Source organism: Planosporangium thailandense (assembly GCF_011947195.1).
Lineage (GTDB): Bacteria > Actinomycetota > Actinomycetes > Mycobacteriales > Micromonosporaceae > Planosporangium > Planosporangium thailandense.
This window is the reverse complement of sequence record NZ_JAATVY010000017.1, coordinates 138,605-155,361: the sequence shown is the minus strand read 5'-3', so window position 1 is coordinate 155,361 and position 16,757 is coordinate 138,605. Positions and strand designations below refer to the sequence as shown.

Here is a 16,757-nt window from a genome sequence, read left to right as displayed (position 1 = left end):
GTACACCCGAATCATGCGTCGTTTCTACCCCATGGATGGCGGCGGCCGGCGGAGGGCGGTGGACCGGGACGGTCGGTCCCTGGCTCGCAGAGGCGCCTTTCCGCTCAGAACGGGTCAGATGGCCCTGCGACCCGACACGCTGCCCAGGACACGCTAGACGGCGTAGGGGGGACCGATGGTCATGATCCAGTTCACCGAGCCGCGCGCGGCCAGGCAGCAACGGCCGGCTACCCGGGCACTCGCCAAGGCCGCCGTCGCGGCCGGCCGCGCGCCGTCGATCTTCAACAGCCAGCCGTGGCGGTGGTGCATCGCCGACGACGTCGCGCAGCTGCGCGCCGATCGGGACCGTCAGCTCACCACGGTCGATCCCGACGGACGGCTGCTGACGGTCAGCTGCGGCGCGGCGCTGCACCACGCCCGTACCGCGCTGGCCGGCGTCGGGTTCGCCACCCACGTCGACCGGCTGCCCGACCCGGGTGACCCCGACCTGTTCGCCCGCATCCGGGTGGTGGACGCCGGGGAGCCGCAGCGGGCGGCGGTACGGCTGCAACTGGCGATGGCGCTGCGGCACACCGACCGTCGCCCGTTCGCCGACGTCGAGGTGCCGCCGCCGGCCCTGCGCCGGCTGCGCGAGGCCGCCGAGGAACAGGGCGCCCACCTGCGCATCCTGCGCCCGGAGGACGTCGTCACGTTGGCCGCGGCCGCGGTGGCCGCGGCCGGCACCGAGCTCACCGACCCGCTGTACCGGGCCGAACTGTCGGCGTGGACCGGCCGGCCGGCCGGCGCCCGGGACGGGATCCCCCCGGAGACGGCGGCCCACCCCGAGCCACGGCCGGTGCCGCTGCGCAACCTCGACCCGGGCGGCGTCCCCGACCCGGCGACGCACGATGTCGTCGACCGGTACGCCTGCTACGCCATCCTGTACACCGACACCGACACGCCCGTGGACTGGTTGGCCGCCGGCGAGGCGCTGTCGGCTGTACTGCTCACCGCCACCGACGAACGGCTCGCCGCCTCGCCGATCAGCGACGTGATCGAGGTACCGGCCGCCCGCCGGCTGCTGTGCGACCTGCTCGACGGAGCCGGGTACCCGATGGTGGCGCTGCGGATCGGGGTGCCGGGCGACGGTCCGCTCGCGGCGGCGGCCCGCCGCACGGGCGCCGAGGTGGTCGACGTCGCCACGTGACCGGCCGACGGGCGGGGCGAACGCTGGCCCAGATTGACGCCGACCGCCCGGGGTAATGGTGATCGGTGCTAGGTCGTAACGGTGATCGGTGCCTCGTCCCGCCCCGGCGGGACGCGGGTCGGGCGAAGGGCAGATGATGACACAGACGCACGGCAGCGACGTGGCTGTCCTGCGCGCGGCGGTCGACGCGGCACGTTCCGCACCGTCGGTGCACAACACGCAACCGTGGCGCTGGCGGATCGGCGACGGCGACACGCTTCACCTTTACGCCGACCGCAGCCGCCAGTTGGAGGTCGCCGACCCGGACGGCCGGCTGCTGACCGAAAGCTGCGGCGCCGCGCTGCACCACGCGCGCCTGGCGCTGGCCGCCGCCGGCTGGCAGTTCGACGTTCGGCGGGTGCCCGACGGGGCCCCGCCGGACCTGCTGGCCACCATCGCGCTCACCGGACGGGGCGAGCCGGACGAGCACGCCCGGACGCTGCTGGACGCGGCGTCGTCGCGGCGCACGGACCGGCGTCCGGTGCTCGACCGTCCGGTGGACCAGGCGGCCCTCGACACCGTCGTCGCCGCGGTCGTCGCCGAGGACACCCACCTGTACCTGCTGCGCGACGACCAGGTGGTGGATCTGACCGCCGCGATGTCGAGCGCGGACCGCACCGAGGTCGGCGAGGAGGCGCACCGGGCCGAGATCGCCCGCTGGGTGGGTGGCGAGCGCCGTGACGCCACCGGCATACCGGCCAGCGCCGTACCCGAACGCCCGCCGCAGACCCAGGTGCCGACCCGGTACTTCGGTCCGCCCGGCACGCTCGCGATCGACGAGCGCCACGACGTCGCGGCGGTCTACGGGATCCTGCACGGCGACAACGACACGCCGCGGGCGTGGCTGCGCGCGGGCGAGGCGCTCAGCGCCGGCTGGCTGACGGCCACCGCGCAGGGGCTCGCCATGCTGCCGATCAGTGCTGTGGTGGAGGTGCTCCCGGTCCGGATGGCGCTGCGCCGGATGCTGTCCGGCCTCGGCTATCCGTACCTCGCCATCCGGATCGGCTACCCCGATCCGGACGCGCCCGCGCCGCCCGCGACGCCGCGGCTCGCCGTCGACGACATTCTCGAGGGTTAGCCCCCACCCGGGTCCGGTAATGCGGTTGCCGCCGCTGTCGGGCGTCTGGTGTGCTGAGGTCGACGCCGGCTGAGAGGAGACGAGACCAATGTGGCGAGCGCCCATGTCCAGCTTCCGAGGAATCGTCGTCCACGCTCAGAATTTGAGGCTTCATGGGTACGTTGACCCCAGGGATCACGCCGCGAGCGGCCGTCGGTAGCCCGCGCCTGACCCACACGCCGCCGACTGCGCGGCGAAATCCTCGCGGGGAGGTCGGCTGACATGTCGGTCTTCGATGATCCCGCGCTTTTCGGGCGGCTGTGGGCCGCCGACTACGACTCCTACGACAACCCCGATCCGGCGCCGGCGGTGGACTTCCTCACCGGGCTGGCGGCGGGCGGCCCGGTGCTGGAACTGGCGATCGGGACCGGTCGCGTCGCGCTTCCGCTGGCCGCACGCGGACTCGTTGTCGAGGGCGTCGAAGCGTCAGCGGAGATGGTGGCGCGGATGCGCGTCAAACCGGGTGGCGCGGACATCCCGGTCGCCATCGGGGACATGGCGGACGTGCCGGTGACCGGTCCGTACCGCCTCGTGTATCTGGTTTTCAACACGCTGTTCAACCTGGTCGATGCCGAACGGCAGGCGGACTGCTTCCGCAACGTCGCGCGGGTGCTGGCCCCGGGCGGTGCGTTCGTCATCGAGGCGTTCGTCCCCGACCCGGCCGACTTCGACCGCGACGAGCAGGTCCAGATGCGCGACGTGACCGAGGACTCCGCCACGATCCGGCTGCACCGCTACGACCGGCCGGCCCAACGGTTCGTCCGCCAGACCATCACCTTCGACAGCCGGGGCGTGCACCTGAAACCGTTCGCCATGCGGTACTGCTGGCCCGAGCAGATCGACCAGATGGCGGACCAGGCCGGGCTCCGGCTCGCCGAGCGGTACGCGGACTGGCACCGGCGGCCGTTCGACGCCGACAGCAGGAACCACATCTCCGTCTACCGTCCCAGGTAGACGGTCGGCTCGCCGGGCGGCGGACGTTGCCCGGCGAGCCGACCGGCGTCAACCGGCGTTCCTGCGGCACGTGAGATAGAGCGGGAAGAACACGACCCACAGGATCAGGCAGCCGAGCAACCACGCCACGGGCGTGTCCACCCGGAACGAGCCGGCGGAGAAGACGACGGGGGCACGCCGTTCGCTGCGCGCCTTCGCGTCCGCGTACACCCAGGCGTCGACCGCGAGAAAGACGACCAGAACGAGGATCGGCGCCAGCGCGCCCGCCGGAGGTCCTGCCATGCCTGCCTTCACCTTCGATCGGCCCGTGGTGTCCCACTCCGCCCCGCATGCTAGCGGTACGCGCGACGAGCACTATTTGCTTTGATCGGTCGCTGTCTCTGCCGGTAGCCTCACCCGCGTCACTTGGACGGTGGCCCGACAGGCCACGGTGAGGAGTTCAGATGCGTCTCGACAAGGTCACGGTCACCGCTTCGCCGCGAGAGCACACCGCGCGATAGCCGGTCGCCGCCGGACGGTGATCCGGCGGTGCGCTGCTCCTCGCCGCGGAGCGGTCGCTTCAGCGACGACCGTTCCCAATCCTTGCTCGAGGAGCTCTTTTTGCGTGCCCTTGTCTCCGCGCGGATCGGCGCGGACTTCAACAGACTGTGGACCGCCGCGGCGGTCTCCAACCTCGGTGACGGCGTCACCATGGCAGCCGGCCCGCTGTTGGTCGCCTCCGTCACCGACAACCCGGCACTGGTCGCCGGCGCCGTCTTCGCCCAGCAACTGCCCTGGCTGCTGTTCGCACTGGTCAGCGGCGCCTACGTGGACCGGCTCGACCGGCGTCGGCTGGTCGTGGCCGTGAACCTGCTGCGGGCGGCGGCCCTGATCGCACTGACGATCGCCATCGCTACCGGCATCGTCACGGTTGTCGTCATCTATGCGGTGTTCTTCCTGCTCGGCGCCGGCGAGACGGTCGCCGACACCGCAGTCGGCGCGCTCCTGCCGGCCATCGTCGCGCCGGAGAAGCTGACCGGCGCCAACGCCCGGCTGAGCGCCACGTTCACCATCGGCAACCAGTTCGCCGGCAAGCCGCTCGGCGCCTGGCTTTTCGCGGTGTCCGCGGCCGCTCCGTTCGGCCTCGACGCGGTGACCTTCGCGCTGTCCGCGATGCTGGTGGCGCGGATCCGGCCGGTACCGGCGCCCGAAGTACGGCCGCGTACCAGGCTCCGCAGCGACATCGCCGACGGCCTGCGCTGGCTGTGGCGGCACCGGCTGCTGCGTACCCTGGCGGTCAGCATGGGGCTGGCCAACATCGCGTTCTGCGCCGCCTTCGCCGTGTTCGTGCTCTACGCCCGGCAGCGGCTGGGCCTGCCCGACGTCGGGTACGGCGTACTCCTGACCACCTTCGCCGTCGGCGGGCTCGTCGGTACGACCGTGGCGGCCCGCCTGGCGGCCGCCTTCGGCGCCACGGCGGTGCTGCGCGCCGGTCTCGTCGTCGAGGTCGCCACCCACCTGACCCTGGCGGTCACCACGACGCCGCTGGTCGCCGCCGCCGTCCTGGTCGTCTTCGGCATCCACACGATGGTGTGGGGCGTCGTCGTGGCGACCATCCGCCAGCGGGTCGTGCCGGCCCACCTGCTGGGCCGGGTGGGCAGCGTGTACGCCCTGCTCGACCTCGGCGGGGCCGCCCTCGGATCCCTGCTCGGCGGTCTGCTCGCCGGATTCTGGGACGTCACGACACCGTTCTGGATCGCGGCGGCCGCGATGGCGGCGATCACCGCGTTCGCGTGGCGTCCGCTGCGTCGGGCAGCCGCCTGACAGCCCCGTGACCCGGCGGGCCGGCGGTGCCGGTCGGCCGGGTCACCGGCCATGGCGGTCCCGGTTTCCGTCAACGGCACCGCACGCCCGTGCCGCCGGGCCGCTCAGTGGTGCTCGCCCCGGATGACGAGGACCGGGCAGGTGGCGTGGTGGACACAGTACTGGCTCACCGATCCGAGCAGAGCGCCGACGAACCCGCCGTGGCCGCGGGACCCGACCACCAGCAGCCCGGCGCCTTCGGACGCGCGGAGCAGCGCGACCGCCGGGTGGCCCTGGAGCACCCGGGTCCGGACCGGCACCGCGGGGTGCTCGCCGGCCACTTCCGCGACGGTCTCCGAGAGGATCTGTTCGGCGCCTTTCGCCAGCGCCTCGCTCTCGCTCACGGTGTCGATGACCGGTGCGACGCCGGCGTAGAGCGGAAGGTCCCACACGTGGATCGCCTCCACCGACGCGCCGGTCGCCTGGGCCTGTTGCAGCGCCCACCGCAGCGCACGCCTGGACGGCTCGGAGCCGTCGACACCGACCACGATCCGCTGGTTGTTGTTGATGTCAGCCATGCCTAGACGATCGTCTCTTCCCGGTTCACCGGGCAGGGTCCAAGGGCCTCCGCCCAAGGTCCGTTAGCCCGCAGTTGATCCCGGCGCGGAAGGTCGAAGGTCCCCTCGGGGCGGGCCTCGGGCTCTGGGCGCATGCGCCGCAGGACGGGTCGAATGGGAGGCGACGGGGTCCGGGGAGGTGGTTGCGCATGCGTGGCACGCGAGGGCGGGCGTTCCTGCCGCCGCCGCTGCGGATGCTGGTGCGGCGCCGGCCCCGACTGTCGTGGCTGCAGGCGGTCGCCTCGATCACCGCGTTCACCGGGCTGGTCGTACTGAGCGCCGCGGTGCTCGTGACCCTGACCGACCCCGGCCGCTTCCCGGATATTCCGGCGGGGCTGTGGTGGGCAGTGACCACCTTCACCACGGTCGGCTACGGCGACATGGTCCCGGCGAGCGCCGCCGGGCGGCTGGTGGCGGCGGCGCTGATGTTCGTGGGTATCGGCAGTTTCGCCTTCCTCACCGCGGTCGCCGCGTCCGCGATCGTGGTCGGTGAGGTGGGCGACGAGGAGCGGATCATCGAGCGCGACGAGCGGGAGATCGAGCGGACGCAGCGGCTCATCCTCGCGCGCCTGGTCGACATCGACCGGCGGCTGGAGCGCCTGGAGCAGCACGGCCGGCACACCGACCCGGACGGACCCGTAACGGCACCTCCGGCCGAATGACAGCGGCGCTCGGGCAGGCGACGCCCTGACATCGGCGTCGCGTGTCGGCGCGGCGGCGCACCCGATGCGGCCACCGGACACGGTGGACTGCGATCATTGCCGCCATGAGTACGCGGTGGCGGGAACGAGGGTGTCCGACGTGCTGCGGGCGCGCCATGGTGTCGGCGTCCGACGGCTTTTCCCCGGTCCCGTGGGATATCTGAGCCTGCTGCGGTCGCCGTTCGTGCTGCGCCTGCTCGCCGGGACGCTGATCGGGCGGCTGCCCACCGGAATGGGTCTTCTCGCCGTACCTCTGGTGCTTCGACATGCGCGGGCGTCGTACGGGCTCGTCGGCCTGGCGTCCGGTGCGTTGGCCATCTCCGCGGCGGTGGGCGGGCCGTTGCTGGGCCGGCTGGTCGACCGGATCGGGCAGCCCCGTGTCCTGCTCCCCACCGCGGTACTCGCCGGCGGCGGTTTCCTGCTGATCGGCGCGGCGCCACACAGCCCGCCGGTCGTGTTGACCGGTGCCGTGCTGGCCGGTGCGGCGACCCCTCCGCTCGAACCGTGCCTGCGGGTCCTGTGGCCGCACATCGTGGCGCCCGACCTGGTGGAGAAGGCCTATGCGATGGACTCCGGCGCACAGGAGCTGATCTTCATCGGGGCCCCGCTCATCGTCACCGGGATGGTGGCCCTCGCCTCGCCGGCGTCCGCACTGTGGCTTGCCGCGCTGCTCGGCCTCCTCGGCGTGCTCGTCGTCGCCACCGCGCCGCCGTCGCGAAACTACCGTGCGCCCGAACGATCCGCCGACTGGCTCGGCCCCCTGCGCAGCCGGGGCCTCGTCGTCCTCTTCGCCGGTCTGATCGGCACCGGTGGGGCGATCGGCAGCCTCAACGTCCTGGTCGTCCGGTACGCGGAGCAGCATCGCGTGCCCGCCGGGGCCGGTGGCCTGCTGGCGCTGAACGCGGCGGGCGCGCTGTGCGGAGCCGTCGGGTACGGCCTGATCCGGTGGACCATGTCGATGCGGGCCCGCGCACTGCTCCTGGCCGCCGGTCTCATGACGAGCTACGCGATGGTCGGCCTGCGGCCGGCGCCGTCGGCCATGGCGGTCCTGATGGTGGTCACCGGCCTTTTCCTCGCGCCGATGCTGACGGTGAGCTTCGTTCTGGTGGACCGGCTGGCGCCGCCCGGGACGATCACCGAGGCGTTCGCCTGGCTCGTGACCGTCTTCACGACGGGCTCGGCCGTCGGCGCGGCGGTCGTGGGCGTGTTGCTGGACCGCGCCGCGCCGGTGTGGGCCTCCTCGTGCGGCGGGATCGCGACCGCCGCAACCGTCGTCGTGCTGCTGGTCGGGCGACGGACGCTGGTCGGCGGGGAGGCGGCGGCGGTCGAGCCCGCCGGCTGAGCGCCGGGACGCTCAAGCGCCGGGCCTGGCCCGGGCGATCAGTACCGGGCACCGTGCGTGGTGCAGCAGTTGCAGCCCGACGGAGCCCATGAGCAGGCAGCCGGTGGCGCTGTGGTGACCGCGGGTCCCGACGACGACCAGCTGGGCCTGCTCGGAGGCGGCCGCGAGCACTCCTGCGGGGCTGCCCGGGTCGACCACGTACTCGACGGGCACGTCCGGGTACTTGTCCCGCCAGCCGGAGACCTGCTCGATCACTTCGGCGCGCAGTTCGGCGTGCAGCCAGGCCGGGTCGTAGTCGATGGGCGGGCCGGCCGGCACCGGCATCGTGGGCTCGTGGTACGCCCGGACCGCCTTCACGGCGCAGCCACGCCGGGACGCCTCGGCGAAGGCGATTCCGACCGCGAGATCGGCGGAGTCCGAGCCGTCTACGCCGACGACGAGCGGCCCGGTGTCGTTGTCGGGGTCACCCCGGACCACCGCGACCGGGCTGCAGGCCTCCGCGGCGACCCGGATGCTGACCGAGCCGGCCAGGAGGCTGGCGAAGCCACCGCCGCCACGGCTGCCGACCACCAGGAGGAGGGCGTTCCTGGCCGCGTCGAGCAGGGTCGGCGCGGCGGCGCCGAGCGTGGCGGCGCCGTGCACGCGTACGTGCGGCGCGACTGTCCGCGCCTCGGCGACGGCGGCGTCCATCAGCGAGGAGGCGAAGTCGACGGCCTCTTTGAGCGGGTGCGGACTGGTCCGGTGGGGCGCGCCGGGCAGCCGCGAGTTGTAGGCCAGCACCACCTCGAGCTCGACCCCCCGACGCTGGGCCTCCCGCGCGGCCCAGCGCAGCGCCGTGATGCTGGCCGGTGAGCCGTCCACCCCTACGACGATCTTCGGCATCTCCATCGGTCTCTCCTCGCGTCGAGCGGCAGCGGACGGCGAGGGCCCGCCGGCCACTTCACAGCCTCTCCGGCGCGGCGCGTTCGCGACGCGGTCATCGGTCCCGTACGGACGGGTCCGTTGGTCCCGTCGCGAGGCCGTCCGGCCGGGCCGCCGCCCGCGCCGCCCCGCCGTCGGGCACGGGACGGCGGACGCCGGCCCTACGCAGGCCCCCGGCCTCAGGAAATGACGCGGGCACGGCGCCTGGTCGAGATCACCCGACGTGGGTGCGGAGGAGAACACCCCGGGCCGGTGGACGGTCGGCGACGCGATGACCGACCGGGGCGGACAGGGGAGGTACTAGCGCGCGCCGATGAGCAGCGCTTCGATCCGGTCGACAAGGTCCTCGCGCCGGTACGGCTTGAGCAGGTAGCCGTCCGCCCCGGCCGCGTGCCCCGGCGCCCGCATGTCGGCGGGGTTGGCGTACGCGCTGAGGATCAGCACCGGCACGTGGGCGGTCGACGTCTCCGCCCGCAGCCGGGTGCAGACGTCGAAGCCGGTCATCTGCGGCATGCGGACGTCGAGCACGATGATGTCGGGGCTGATGGTCCGCGCGGCGGCGAGGCCGGACGGGCCGTCCTCGGCGACGCGTACGTGGTAACCCTCGCAGCTGAGCTGTGCGGTGAGGAGTTCGCGTACGTCCGGGTCGTCGTCGATGACCAGCACCGTCGCGCGGGCGGTCGTGGGCGGCGGCCCGGGTCGCCGAGGGGCGACGACGGTGGGTAGCGGCCGTCGGTTCGGGTCGTGCTCGAGGAGAGGCAGCGCCATCGTGGACCTCCTGCGCACATCAGGGTGCGGGTGCACCGCACCGGGGATCGTCGCCGCGGCGCGCCGCCAGATAGGTAGCCGTTAGGGTGCAATTCGGGAGCACGGATCGCCACGCCGGGCCGCCCACGCGGACCGGTGGCGCGGTTGTGTCGAGATGGTGACAACAGGCCCCTGCGATTTCGCCGCGATGCTTGCTAGGGTGATCGAGGTTTTTGGGTAGGTGGTTCGCCTTATCCCTGCCCGTTGTCGGCGCGTGCGCGCGGTCAGCGGGTCGGGCGATGTGGGGCCGCTCGACCAACGGCTTCCGGGTCTGCACGACGCAGATCCACGCCTGACAAGGGAGAATGACAATGGCACAGGGCACCGTGAAGTGGTTCAACGCCGAAAAGGGCTTCGGTTTCATCAGCCAGGACGACGGTGGCGCCGACGTGTTCGTCCACTACTCGGCGATCCAGTCCAACGGCTACCGGTCCCTCGAGGAGAACCAGCGGGTCGAGTTCGAGATCGTGCAGGGCCAGAAGGGCCCGCAGGCCGAGCAGGTCCGCCCCATCTGAAGCTGAGCGACGTTTCACGTTCGATCCCCGCCTCTGTCCACCGGACAGGGGCGGGGATCGTCGCTATCAGGCACCGATCGGTGCCGCTCACCGCTTCTCCAGGAGCCCCCGTACGTACGCGGCCTGACCCACGTGCTGGTCGTCGTCGTTGACGATGCTCACCAGCCGGACACCGAGCGTGACCGGCGGGTCCCATCGTTCGTCGACGATCCGGTCGAGGTCCTCCGGTTTGAGGCTGCGCAGGAAGTCCCGGGTACGCGCCGCCACCGCGTCGTAGTACCCGATGAGAGCCTGCGGCCCGTCCGGCCGGACGCTGGCGATCTGTGCGGGGGAGTGGCCGTACCCGGTGTTGTTCGGGTCGGGATCGAGGCCGAGGTGGCCGGCCCAGTCGCCCGACACCCACACCTGGTCCCGCCCGAGCAGCTCGGCGATGTGGTGATCCTGCACCCGGGTGAGATGCCACACCAACCAGCCGATTGGGTTCGCGCCCGGCGCCGGCGCCCACCGCAGCTGTTCGGCGGTCAGCCCGTCGACGGCGGACCGGACGAGGTCGGGAAGCCGATCGTACGCTTCGATCAGCAGCTCGCTCACGTTCATGCGGGAAGGGCCTCCTTCGGATGCTGATGGTCGCCGTCGGCGTCCCCGTCACGAACCGGGGTACCGCCTCCGCCCAGGGCTAAACGCTGAACGCCCAGGGCTAAACGCTGAACGCCCAGGGCTAAACGCCGAACGTCTCCGCCGCCCAGGGCGCCCGCCGATCGGGAACGCCACATACCATCCTCATCGACGGACGGCGTTCGACGATCCCAGCGGGGAGGGCTGATGCGGCACAGCGGCCGAGGCAGGCTGGACGGGTACCGCGCCGGGCCGGTGCCCGGTCCGGGGCCGGCGGGCGCGCGGCGCGCGCGCCGGTGGCGGCGGCACCCCCTGGTCGCGCGGATCGCGGCCGGCGGCGCGGCGGTCGTCCTGGTCGCGCTGGGCGTGGTCGTGGTCGCGCCGACGCCCGCGGCGGCGACCTGCAAGACCACGAGGGTGCCGCAGCCGCTGCCGTCGGTCAGCGCCCAGCCGTGGCCGCAGCAGCACTGGGACTTCAAGCAGCTCGCGGCGCTCGGCGCCGACGGGACCGGCGTGACCGTGGCCGTCATCGACTCCGGTGTGGACGCGCACCACCCGCAGCTTCGCGGCCAGGTGCTGACCGGGTGGGACGCGTTCGAAAAGACGGGCAATGGCCAGGAGGACTGTGTCGGGCACGGCACGGAGGTGGCCAGCCTCATCGCCGCGCGGCGGATCCCGGGTACACCCTTTCAGGGGCTCGCTCCGGGCGTGAAGATCCTGCCGATCCGGGCCAACGAGCACACCGAGGGTAACGACAGCGGCCGGGGCACCCCGGCCGAGCTGGCCCAGGCGATCGACCAGGCCGTCCAGCGTCACGCCCGGGTGATCAACCTCTCGCTGGTGCTGACCGAGGACAACCCGGACGTACACCGCGCGATCGACAACGCGCTCGCCAACAACGTCGTCGTCGTGGCCGCGGTCGGCAACGCCCACGGCCAGAACGGCGGCAAGGACCCGACGCCGTACCCGGCCGCGTACAAGGGCGTCATCGGGGTCGGCGCGATCGACGAGACGGGCGTCCGGCTGGCGCAGTCGCAGGTGGGCAGCTACGTGAGTCTGGTGGCCCCCGGTCACGACATCCAGGCGGCGCTGCCCGGCGGCGGCTACCAGATGTTCGAGGGTACGAGCATGGCCACGCCGTTCGTGTCGGCGGCGGCCGCCATCGTCATCCAGAAGTACGGGCGCACCATCACGCCCCGCCAGGTCGCGGCCCGCCTGATGGCCACGGCCGACCCGGCGCCCGGCCCGCCCGGCAGCCCCGAGTACGGCCAGGGCGTGCTCAACCCGTACCGGGCGGCGACGGGCGTCCTCGCGACCGGTGCGCAGCAGCAGGCGTCACCACTGCCGGGGATCGAGCGTGACCCGGCTGCGGAGGCGGCGGCCGCCGCGTCGCTGACCCGCCGCCGTACCGTCGCGCTGTGGCTCGTCGGCGGCGTGGCGACCGTCGCCGCGCTGGTCGTGGCGCTGGCGGTCGTGGTGCCGCGGGGGCGTGCGCGCGGCTGGCGACCCGGCCCGGCCGACGAGACGTGACCGGCGTCCGGCTCCGCGCGTACGCGTGTGCTGTCAACGCTGAGCCGGTTGCTGTTCCCGCCGGCACGGCGCGCCTTCGTAGCGCAGGCCGGGCAGGAGCCGTTCCTGCTTCATGATCACACTGTGCGGCGCGACGTAGGTGCCCATCCCGATGTCCGCGCCGTACAGGGGAACGGTGCCGTCCGCCAGCGTGGACCCGGCGCCCACCCGGACCTGGGCGATCTTCAAGACCCGGTCTTCGAACGTGTGGGCCTGGAACATCGCGTTCACCGTCGCGTCGTCGTCGATGTGCAGCATGTCGGGGTCGACGACCTGGGCGAAGCCCTCGCTGAGGACCACGCGTTTGCCGATCTTCATGCCCATCGCGCGCAGGTACACCGCCAGCAGCAGCGTTCCCTCCAGCGACGCCAGGACGCCGCTGGCGATGAACCCCCAGGCCACGTACAGGAAGTCCCACCGGCTGGCCCAGCACGACCAGAGCGGATGCGTGCCGGGCCGCACCCGGCCCAGGAGTATCCACTTGAGAGCGAGCACGAACAGGCACGGCAGAACGGCCGTGGCGAGGCTGACCGCGGCGGCGCCCACCGCGAACAGCACCTCCAGTGGCATCGCCGCCTCCGCGCGCGCCATCGCGGCCACCCAGGCCACGAGGAACAGCAGCGGCACCACCGGCAGGGCGAACCGCAGCCACTCCCAGAACAGGCGGTTGACGCGCCGGATGAGCGGCGGGTTGTGCGTGAGGCGCCGGTCGCACTCCACCACCTCGCGGCGGGGCAGTTCGAAGGGCGGATGGCCGAACCAGGAGGTGCCGGGGCGTACGACGCGGTCGTCGGCCACGGTGCAGATACCGATCAGGATGTCCTCCGGCAGCCACTGGCCGCCGGCGATGACCGCGTGGTTGCCGAGGAAGGTGTTGCGGCTCAGGCGGGTCCGTCCCAGGGCGACGGTGCCCCGGTGGACCCGGGGACCGCCGAGGTAGATGCCGTCGGCGAAGAACGTGTCGCCGCCGATCCGGTTCAGCTCCGGCACCACGTCGATGATCGTGCTGATCTCGCAGCCGCGCCCGACCTTCATGCCGGCCCACCGCAGCCAGGTCGGCCAGAACAGGCCGCCGCTCAGCCAGTGGCCGGCCGAGTCGACGAGCCCGGCCTTGAGCCAGACCCGGATGTACGACGGGCTCCACCGACTGATCACACCCGGCCGGACGGTACCGATCGCCCGAGCGGCTATCGCCTCGAGGGCGACCTCCCCGACGAGGCCCACGCACGCGAGCGCCGCCGCGGTGCCCAGCATCCCGAGATGCGACATCGGGTGCGTCAGCGCGGCCAGCAGCGAGTCGTACGTCAGGTTGAACCACCGTACGAACAGGATCGTCACCAGCAGGAACGGCACGGCCAGCACCGTCCGCAGGAGGTTCCCGGCGACGATCATCGCGATGCCGTGCAGCACCGGCGAGAGGTAGCTTCCGCGCGCCGTCACTGTGGGCGGCGCGGGCGCGGGCCCGACCGGGCGGGCGGGTACGCCGTCCCACCGCTCGCCGTCCGGGATCGTGCCCGAGGCCGGCAGCGACGACAGCGCCGCGAGCCAGGCGTTGCGCCCGACCCGGGTGTAGGGGCCGACACCGGCGCGCACGTCGAGGGTGGCGCCGTCGGCGATGGTGACGGGACCGACCACGACGTGCCCGTCCGACAGCGTCACCAGTCCGATCGACGCGTCCTGGCTGAGCGTGACGTCGTCGCCGATCTCCAGCAGGTCCCAGCCGCCCGACAGGAGGTTCACCCCGCGGTGGATGTGGACACGTCGCCCGATCCGCGCGCCCAACGCCCGCAGCGCCATGCACTGGAACTCGGTGCCGGCGATGCTGCGCCAGGGCACGATCCGCACCACCTGCCGCATGATCCACATCCGGACGTACAGGTCGCTCCAGACGGGTACGCGGGTCGGCTCGTACCGGCCGATCAGCAGCTTCTTCAGCTGCGCGACGATCGAGATGGAGATGGGCGTCCAGAGCGTACTGAGCGGGGCCAGCAGCACCGGCACCACCACGATGAGCGGGACCAGACCGATGTACTCCGACAGCAACGGCAGGATCCGGAACACCGTGAGATAGCCCAGCGGGGCCAGGATGAGCAGCTCCAGCAGCAGCCACACCGACTGGGCGAGCGTGACGCGGGCCGGATCGCCGACGGGGCGTCGCGGCCGGGCGGCGACCACCTGTGCCGCGCGAGCGTCGGACGGCGAGGAGGTGGCCCGCCGCGCCAGCGCCCGGACCGTCCGCGCCTCGTACAGGTCGCGGACGGTGATGGCCTCGGTGCGAGGGTCGGCCCGCAGCGCGGAGATGACGATCGCCGCCTGCAGCGAGCTTCCGCCGAGGTCGTTGAAGAAGTCGTCGTCGACCGACGCGCCGCCCGTCGCCACGGCCTCCTCGACCGCACGCAGGATGAGCTGTTCGACCGGCTCCGACGGCCCTGCGGCCGTGGCGCTGCGCTGCCGCCGTCCCGCGGTCAGGACCGGCAGGTCGTTGCGGCGCACCTTGCCGCTCGCGCCTCTCGGCAGCTCCTCGATCGTGCCGAACAGCGACGGGACCATGTAGACCGGAAGCGAGCGCTGGAGCTGGGCCTTCAGCGCGTCGGGGTCCGGTGGGCGGCCGGGGTCCGCCGCGACCACGAACGCGACCAGCGTCTGCGCCGCGCCCTCACCCTGCACGCAGCAGGCCGCCTCCCGGACCCCGGGGCAGCGCGCCAGGTGCGCCTCGATCGCCTCCAGTTCGATCCGGTACCCGCGCAGCTTGACCTGGGAGTCGATGCGCCCGTGGTAGAACAGCGTCCCGTCGGGCCCGGCGGAGACCAGGTCGCCGGTGCGGTACACCCGGCCCAGCAGGGGAAGCGTGGGGAACTTCGCGGCGGTCAGCTCCGGCTGGTTGAGGTAGCCCAGCGCGACACCGGCGCCCGCCATGCACAGCTCACCCGGCTCGCCGTCGCGGACCGGCGTCAGGTTCTCGTCCAGCACCCAGGCGCGCATCCCCGGCACCGGCCGGCCCACGGTGATCGGCGCTCCGGCGACGACGTCGCCGCGGACGCACGTCACCGTGCACTCGGTCGGCCCGTAGCCGTTGACCATCCGCCGGCCGGGCGCCCACCGCTCCACCACGTCCGCCGTCAACGCCTCGCCGCCCACGTACAGCAGGCGCAGGTCCGGAAGTTCGGTGCGCGGATCCGCACAGCCGGTGGTGCGCAGGAGCGTGGGCGGCGGGCAGAGCACGGTGATGCGCTCGTGCCGCAGCCACGGCACCAGGTCGGGGCCGAGCCGTGCGGCGTCGTCGTCCAGCACCACCACGGTGGCACCGGACGCCCACGCCAGCCACACCTCCTCCACCGAGGAGTCGTACGCCGCCGACGAGCCCTGTGCCACCCGGTCGCCGGGGCCCAGGCCGAACTCGGTCACGTCGGAGCCGACGAGGTTGGCGATGCTCCGGTGCCCGATCATCACGCCCTTCGGACGGCCCGTGGTGCCGGAGGTGTAGATGACGTACGCCAGGCTGTCCGCCGGCGGCGGCGGTGGCGGCGCGAGGGACACGGCCGGCGGCCGCAGCGGACGGTCCAGCCGGACGACGGCACCCTGGTAGCCGGTCCGCCTGGCCCGCTCGGCGCCCTGCGCGTCGGTGAGCAGGATCGCCGCCCGCGCGTCGCGCAGGATGTAGCCGACCTGCTCGTCGGGGAACGCGGGATCGACACAGACGAAGCCGTACCCCGCCTTCAGGACCGCGAGCTGCGAGGCGTACACGTCTTCCGTGGTACGGGGCAGGAAGACGGCGACGACCGGCGCGCCGTCGCCGTTGTCCGCAGCGAGGATCGCGCTGACCAGGTCATCGGAGCGCCATCGCAGTTCCCGGTACGACAGCTGCCGCCGGCGGGGTCGGCCCGGACCGGGCGGAACGTCGACCGCGATCGCGTCCGGCCACCGGTCGGCGGACCGCTCGAAGAACTCGTGCAGGACCGTGGGCTGGCCGGTGACCGACCGCCATTCGACGGTCAGCGACACAGCGGCTCCTCTGCGGCGGCAGCCGCCGGTTCGGCCACCCGGCCGTCGAGGATGGCGAGCAGATGCGCCGACAGCCAGGGCCGCAGCCGTTCCCGTTCGGACCGGGACAGGTAGCGGAACCCCTGGATCGTGCCTTCGCAACGGCTGCTTCCGCAGCGGCAGTCGAAGGGCTCGGCCATCTGGTACTCGGTGGTGTTGTAGTGGAACGTGATCTCCTGCCAGGGCTGCAGCGGCTTCAGCGCCAGGACCTCACGCCCCCGCACGACGGCGGTCGGCTCGCAGCTGTGGTTCATGAACCGCCAGAAGAACCGGTCCAGGATGAGTTCGAGTCCGTACGATTCCGGCAGGTCGACGTGCAGCGCGTGGCCGACCTGCACGGTGTACCGGTTCGGGGTGTCGGTCAGCTCGCCGTCGATGGCGAACAGGTGGCCGCCCGCGTCGACCGGCTGCGTCACGACCAGGCTGTACTCCCGGGAAGACCGGACGACGCCGGCGCGGCTCGAGCCATCAGTGCGACTGATCTCCGTAATCACGTCAAGGGCCTCCCAAGGCTCGGCGAATGGCTCCTGTTGTCCCGCCCCTAGTACGGC

General features: G+C 72.7%; 15 protein-coding genes. 8 read left to right on the top strand and 7 right to left on the bottom strand.

Features of this window, described 5'->3' with window-relative positions:
* The first annotated feature begins 175 nt into the window (after nt 1-175).
* From HC031_RS21860 to HC031_RS21850, 3 genes are all read left to right on the top strand, one after another.
* A complete protein-coding gene (locus HC031_RS21860; protein ID WP_240942787.1) occupies nt 176-1,186 on the top strand; it encodes an Acg family FMN-binding oxidoreductase in 1,011 nt (336 codons plus the stop codon).
* A gap of 136 nt (nt 1,187-1,322) precedes the next feature.
* Complete coding sequence (locus HC031_RS21855) at nt 1,323-2,303, top strand: Acg family FMN-binding oxidoreductase (RefSeq protein WP_240942786.1); 981 nt, start codon at nt 1,323-1,325, stop codon at nt 2,301-2,303.
* A gap of 261 nt (nt 2,304-2,564) precedes the next feature.
* Complete coding sequence (locus HC031_RS21850; protein ID WP_167927244.1) at nt 2,565-3,296, top strand: class I SAM-dependent methyltransferase; 732 nt, start codon at nt 2,565-2,567, stop codon at nt 3,294-3,296.
* 48 nt (nt 3,297-3,344) lie between these two features.
* On the opposite strand, the gene HC031_RS21845 is transcribed toward HC031_RS21850, so the two are convergent.
* Entirely contained in the window at nt 3,345-3,578 is a 234-nt protein-coding gene (locus HC031_RS21845) for a hypothetical protein (protein WP_167927243.1), read from the bottom strand.
* 318 nt (nt 3,579-3,896) lie between these two features.
* Here HC031_RS21845 and HC031_RS21840 point away from each other — a divergent pair, with 318 nt between their 5' ends.
* On the top strand, nt 3,897-5,099 hold the full coding sequence (locus HC031_RS21840) for an MFS transporter (protein WP_167927242.1): 1,203 nt from the start codon (nt 3,897-3,899) through the stop codon (nt 5,097-5,099).
* 104 nt (nt 5,100-5,203) lie between these two features.
* Here the strand turns inward: HC031_RS21840 and HC031_RS21835 are convergent, their stop codons facing one another.
* Nucleotides 5,204-5,656, bottom strand: coding sequence for a universal stress protein (locus HC031_RS21835; protein WP_167927241.1), 453 nt, complete (start codon nt 5,654-5,656; stop codon nt 5,204-5,206).
* A 188-nt stretch (nt 5,657-5,844) separates the two neighbouring features.
* On the opposite strand from HC031_RS21835, the gene HC031_RS21830 reads away from it, so the two are divergent.
* Together HC031_RS21830 and HC031_RS21825 are read left to right on the top strand one after the other, a co-directional pair.
* A complete protein-coding gene (locus HC031_RS21830; protein WP_167927240.1) occupies nt 5,845-6,357 on the top strand; it encodes a potassium channel family protein in 513 nt (170 codons plus the stop codon).
* A 115-nt stretch (nt 6,358-6,472) separates the two neighbouring features.
* Complete coding sequence (locus HC031_RS21825) at nt 6,473-7,738, top strand: MFS transporter (RefSeq protein WP_205863059.1); 1,266 nt, start codon at nt 6,473-6,475, stop codon at nt 7,736-7,738.
* 12 nt (nt 7,739-7,750) lie between these two features.
* Here the strand turns inward: HC031_RS21825 and HC031_RS21820 are convergent, their stop codons facing one another.
* Nucleotides 7,751-8,626 (bottom strand): universal stress protein, encoded by an 876-nt coding sequence (locus HC031_RS21820; protein WP_167927239.1) that lies wholly within the window; start codon nt 8,624-8,626, stop codon nt 7,751-7,753.
* Between the two features lie 333 nt (nt 8,627-8,959).
* Nucleotides 8,960-9,427, bottom strand: coding sequence for a response regulator transcription factor (locus tag HC031_RS21815; RefSeq protein ID WP_167927238.1), 468 nt, complete (start codon nt 9,425-9,427; stop codon nt 8,960-8,962).
* A gap of 350 nt (nt 9,428-9,777) precedes the next feature.
* On the opposite strand from HC031_RS21815, the gene HC031_RS21810 reads away from it, so the two are divergent.
* Complete coding sequence (locus tag HC031_RS21810) at nt 9,778-9,981, top strand: cold-shock protein (protein ID WP_167927237.1); 204 nt, start codon at nt 9,778-9,780, stop codon at nt 9,979-9,981.
* A gap of 87 nt (nt 9,982-10,068) precedes the next feature.
* Here HC031_RS21810 and HC031_RS21805 read toward each other — a convergent pair whose 3' ends face one another.
* Nucleotides 10,069-10,578 carry a mycothiol transferase gene (locus HC031_RS21805; RefSeq protein ID WP_167927236.1) on the bottom strand — a complete coding sequence of 170 codons (510 nt, stop codon included), beginning with the start codon at nt 10,576-10,578 and terminating at the stop codon, nt 10,069-10,071.
* Nucleotides 10,579-10,803: 225 nt separating this feature from the next.
* Here HC031_RS21805 and HC031_RS21800 point away from each other — a divergent pair, with 225 nt between their 5' ends.
* Nucleotides 10,804-12,126, top strand: coding sequence for a S8 family peptidase (locus HC031_RS21800; protein ID WP_167927235.1), 1,323 nt, complete (start codon nt 10,804-10,806; stop codon nt 12,124-12,126).
* A 33-nt stretch (nt 12,127-12,159) separates the two neighbouring features.
* Here the strand turns inward: HC031_RS21800 and HC031_RS21795 are convergent, their stop codons facing one another.
* Entirely contained in the window at nt 12,160-16,167 is a 4,008-nt protein-coding gene (locus HC031_RS21795; protein ID WP_205863058.1) for an amino acid adenylation domain-containing protein, read from the bottom strand.
* A complete protein-coding gene (locus tag HC031_RS21790; protein ID WP_205863057.1) occupies nt 16,158-16,622 on the bottom strand; it encodes an SET domain-containing protein-lysine N-methyltransferase in 465 nt (154 codons plus the stop codon). Before HC031_RS21790 ends, HC031_RS21795 begins: the two co-directional genes overlap by 10 nt.
* Between the last annotated feature and the right edge of the window lie 135 nt (nt 16,623-16,757).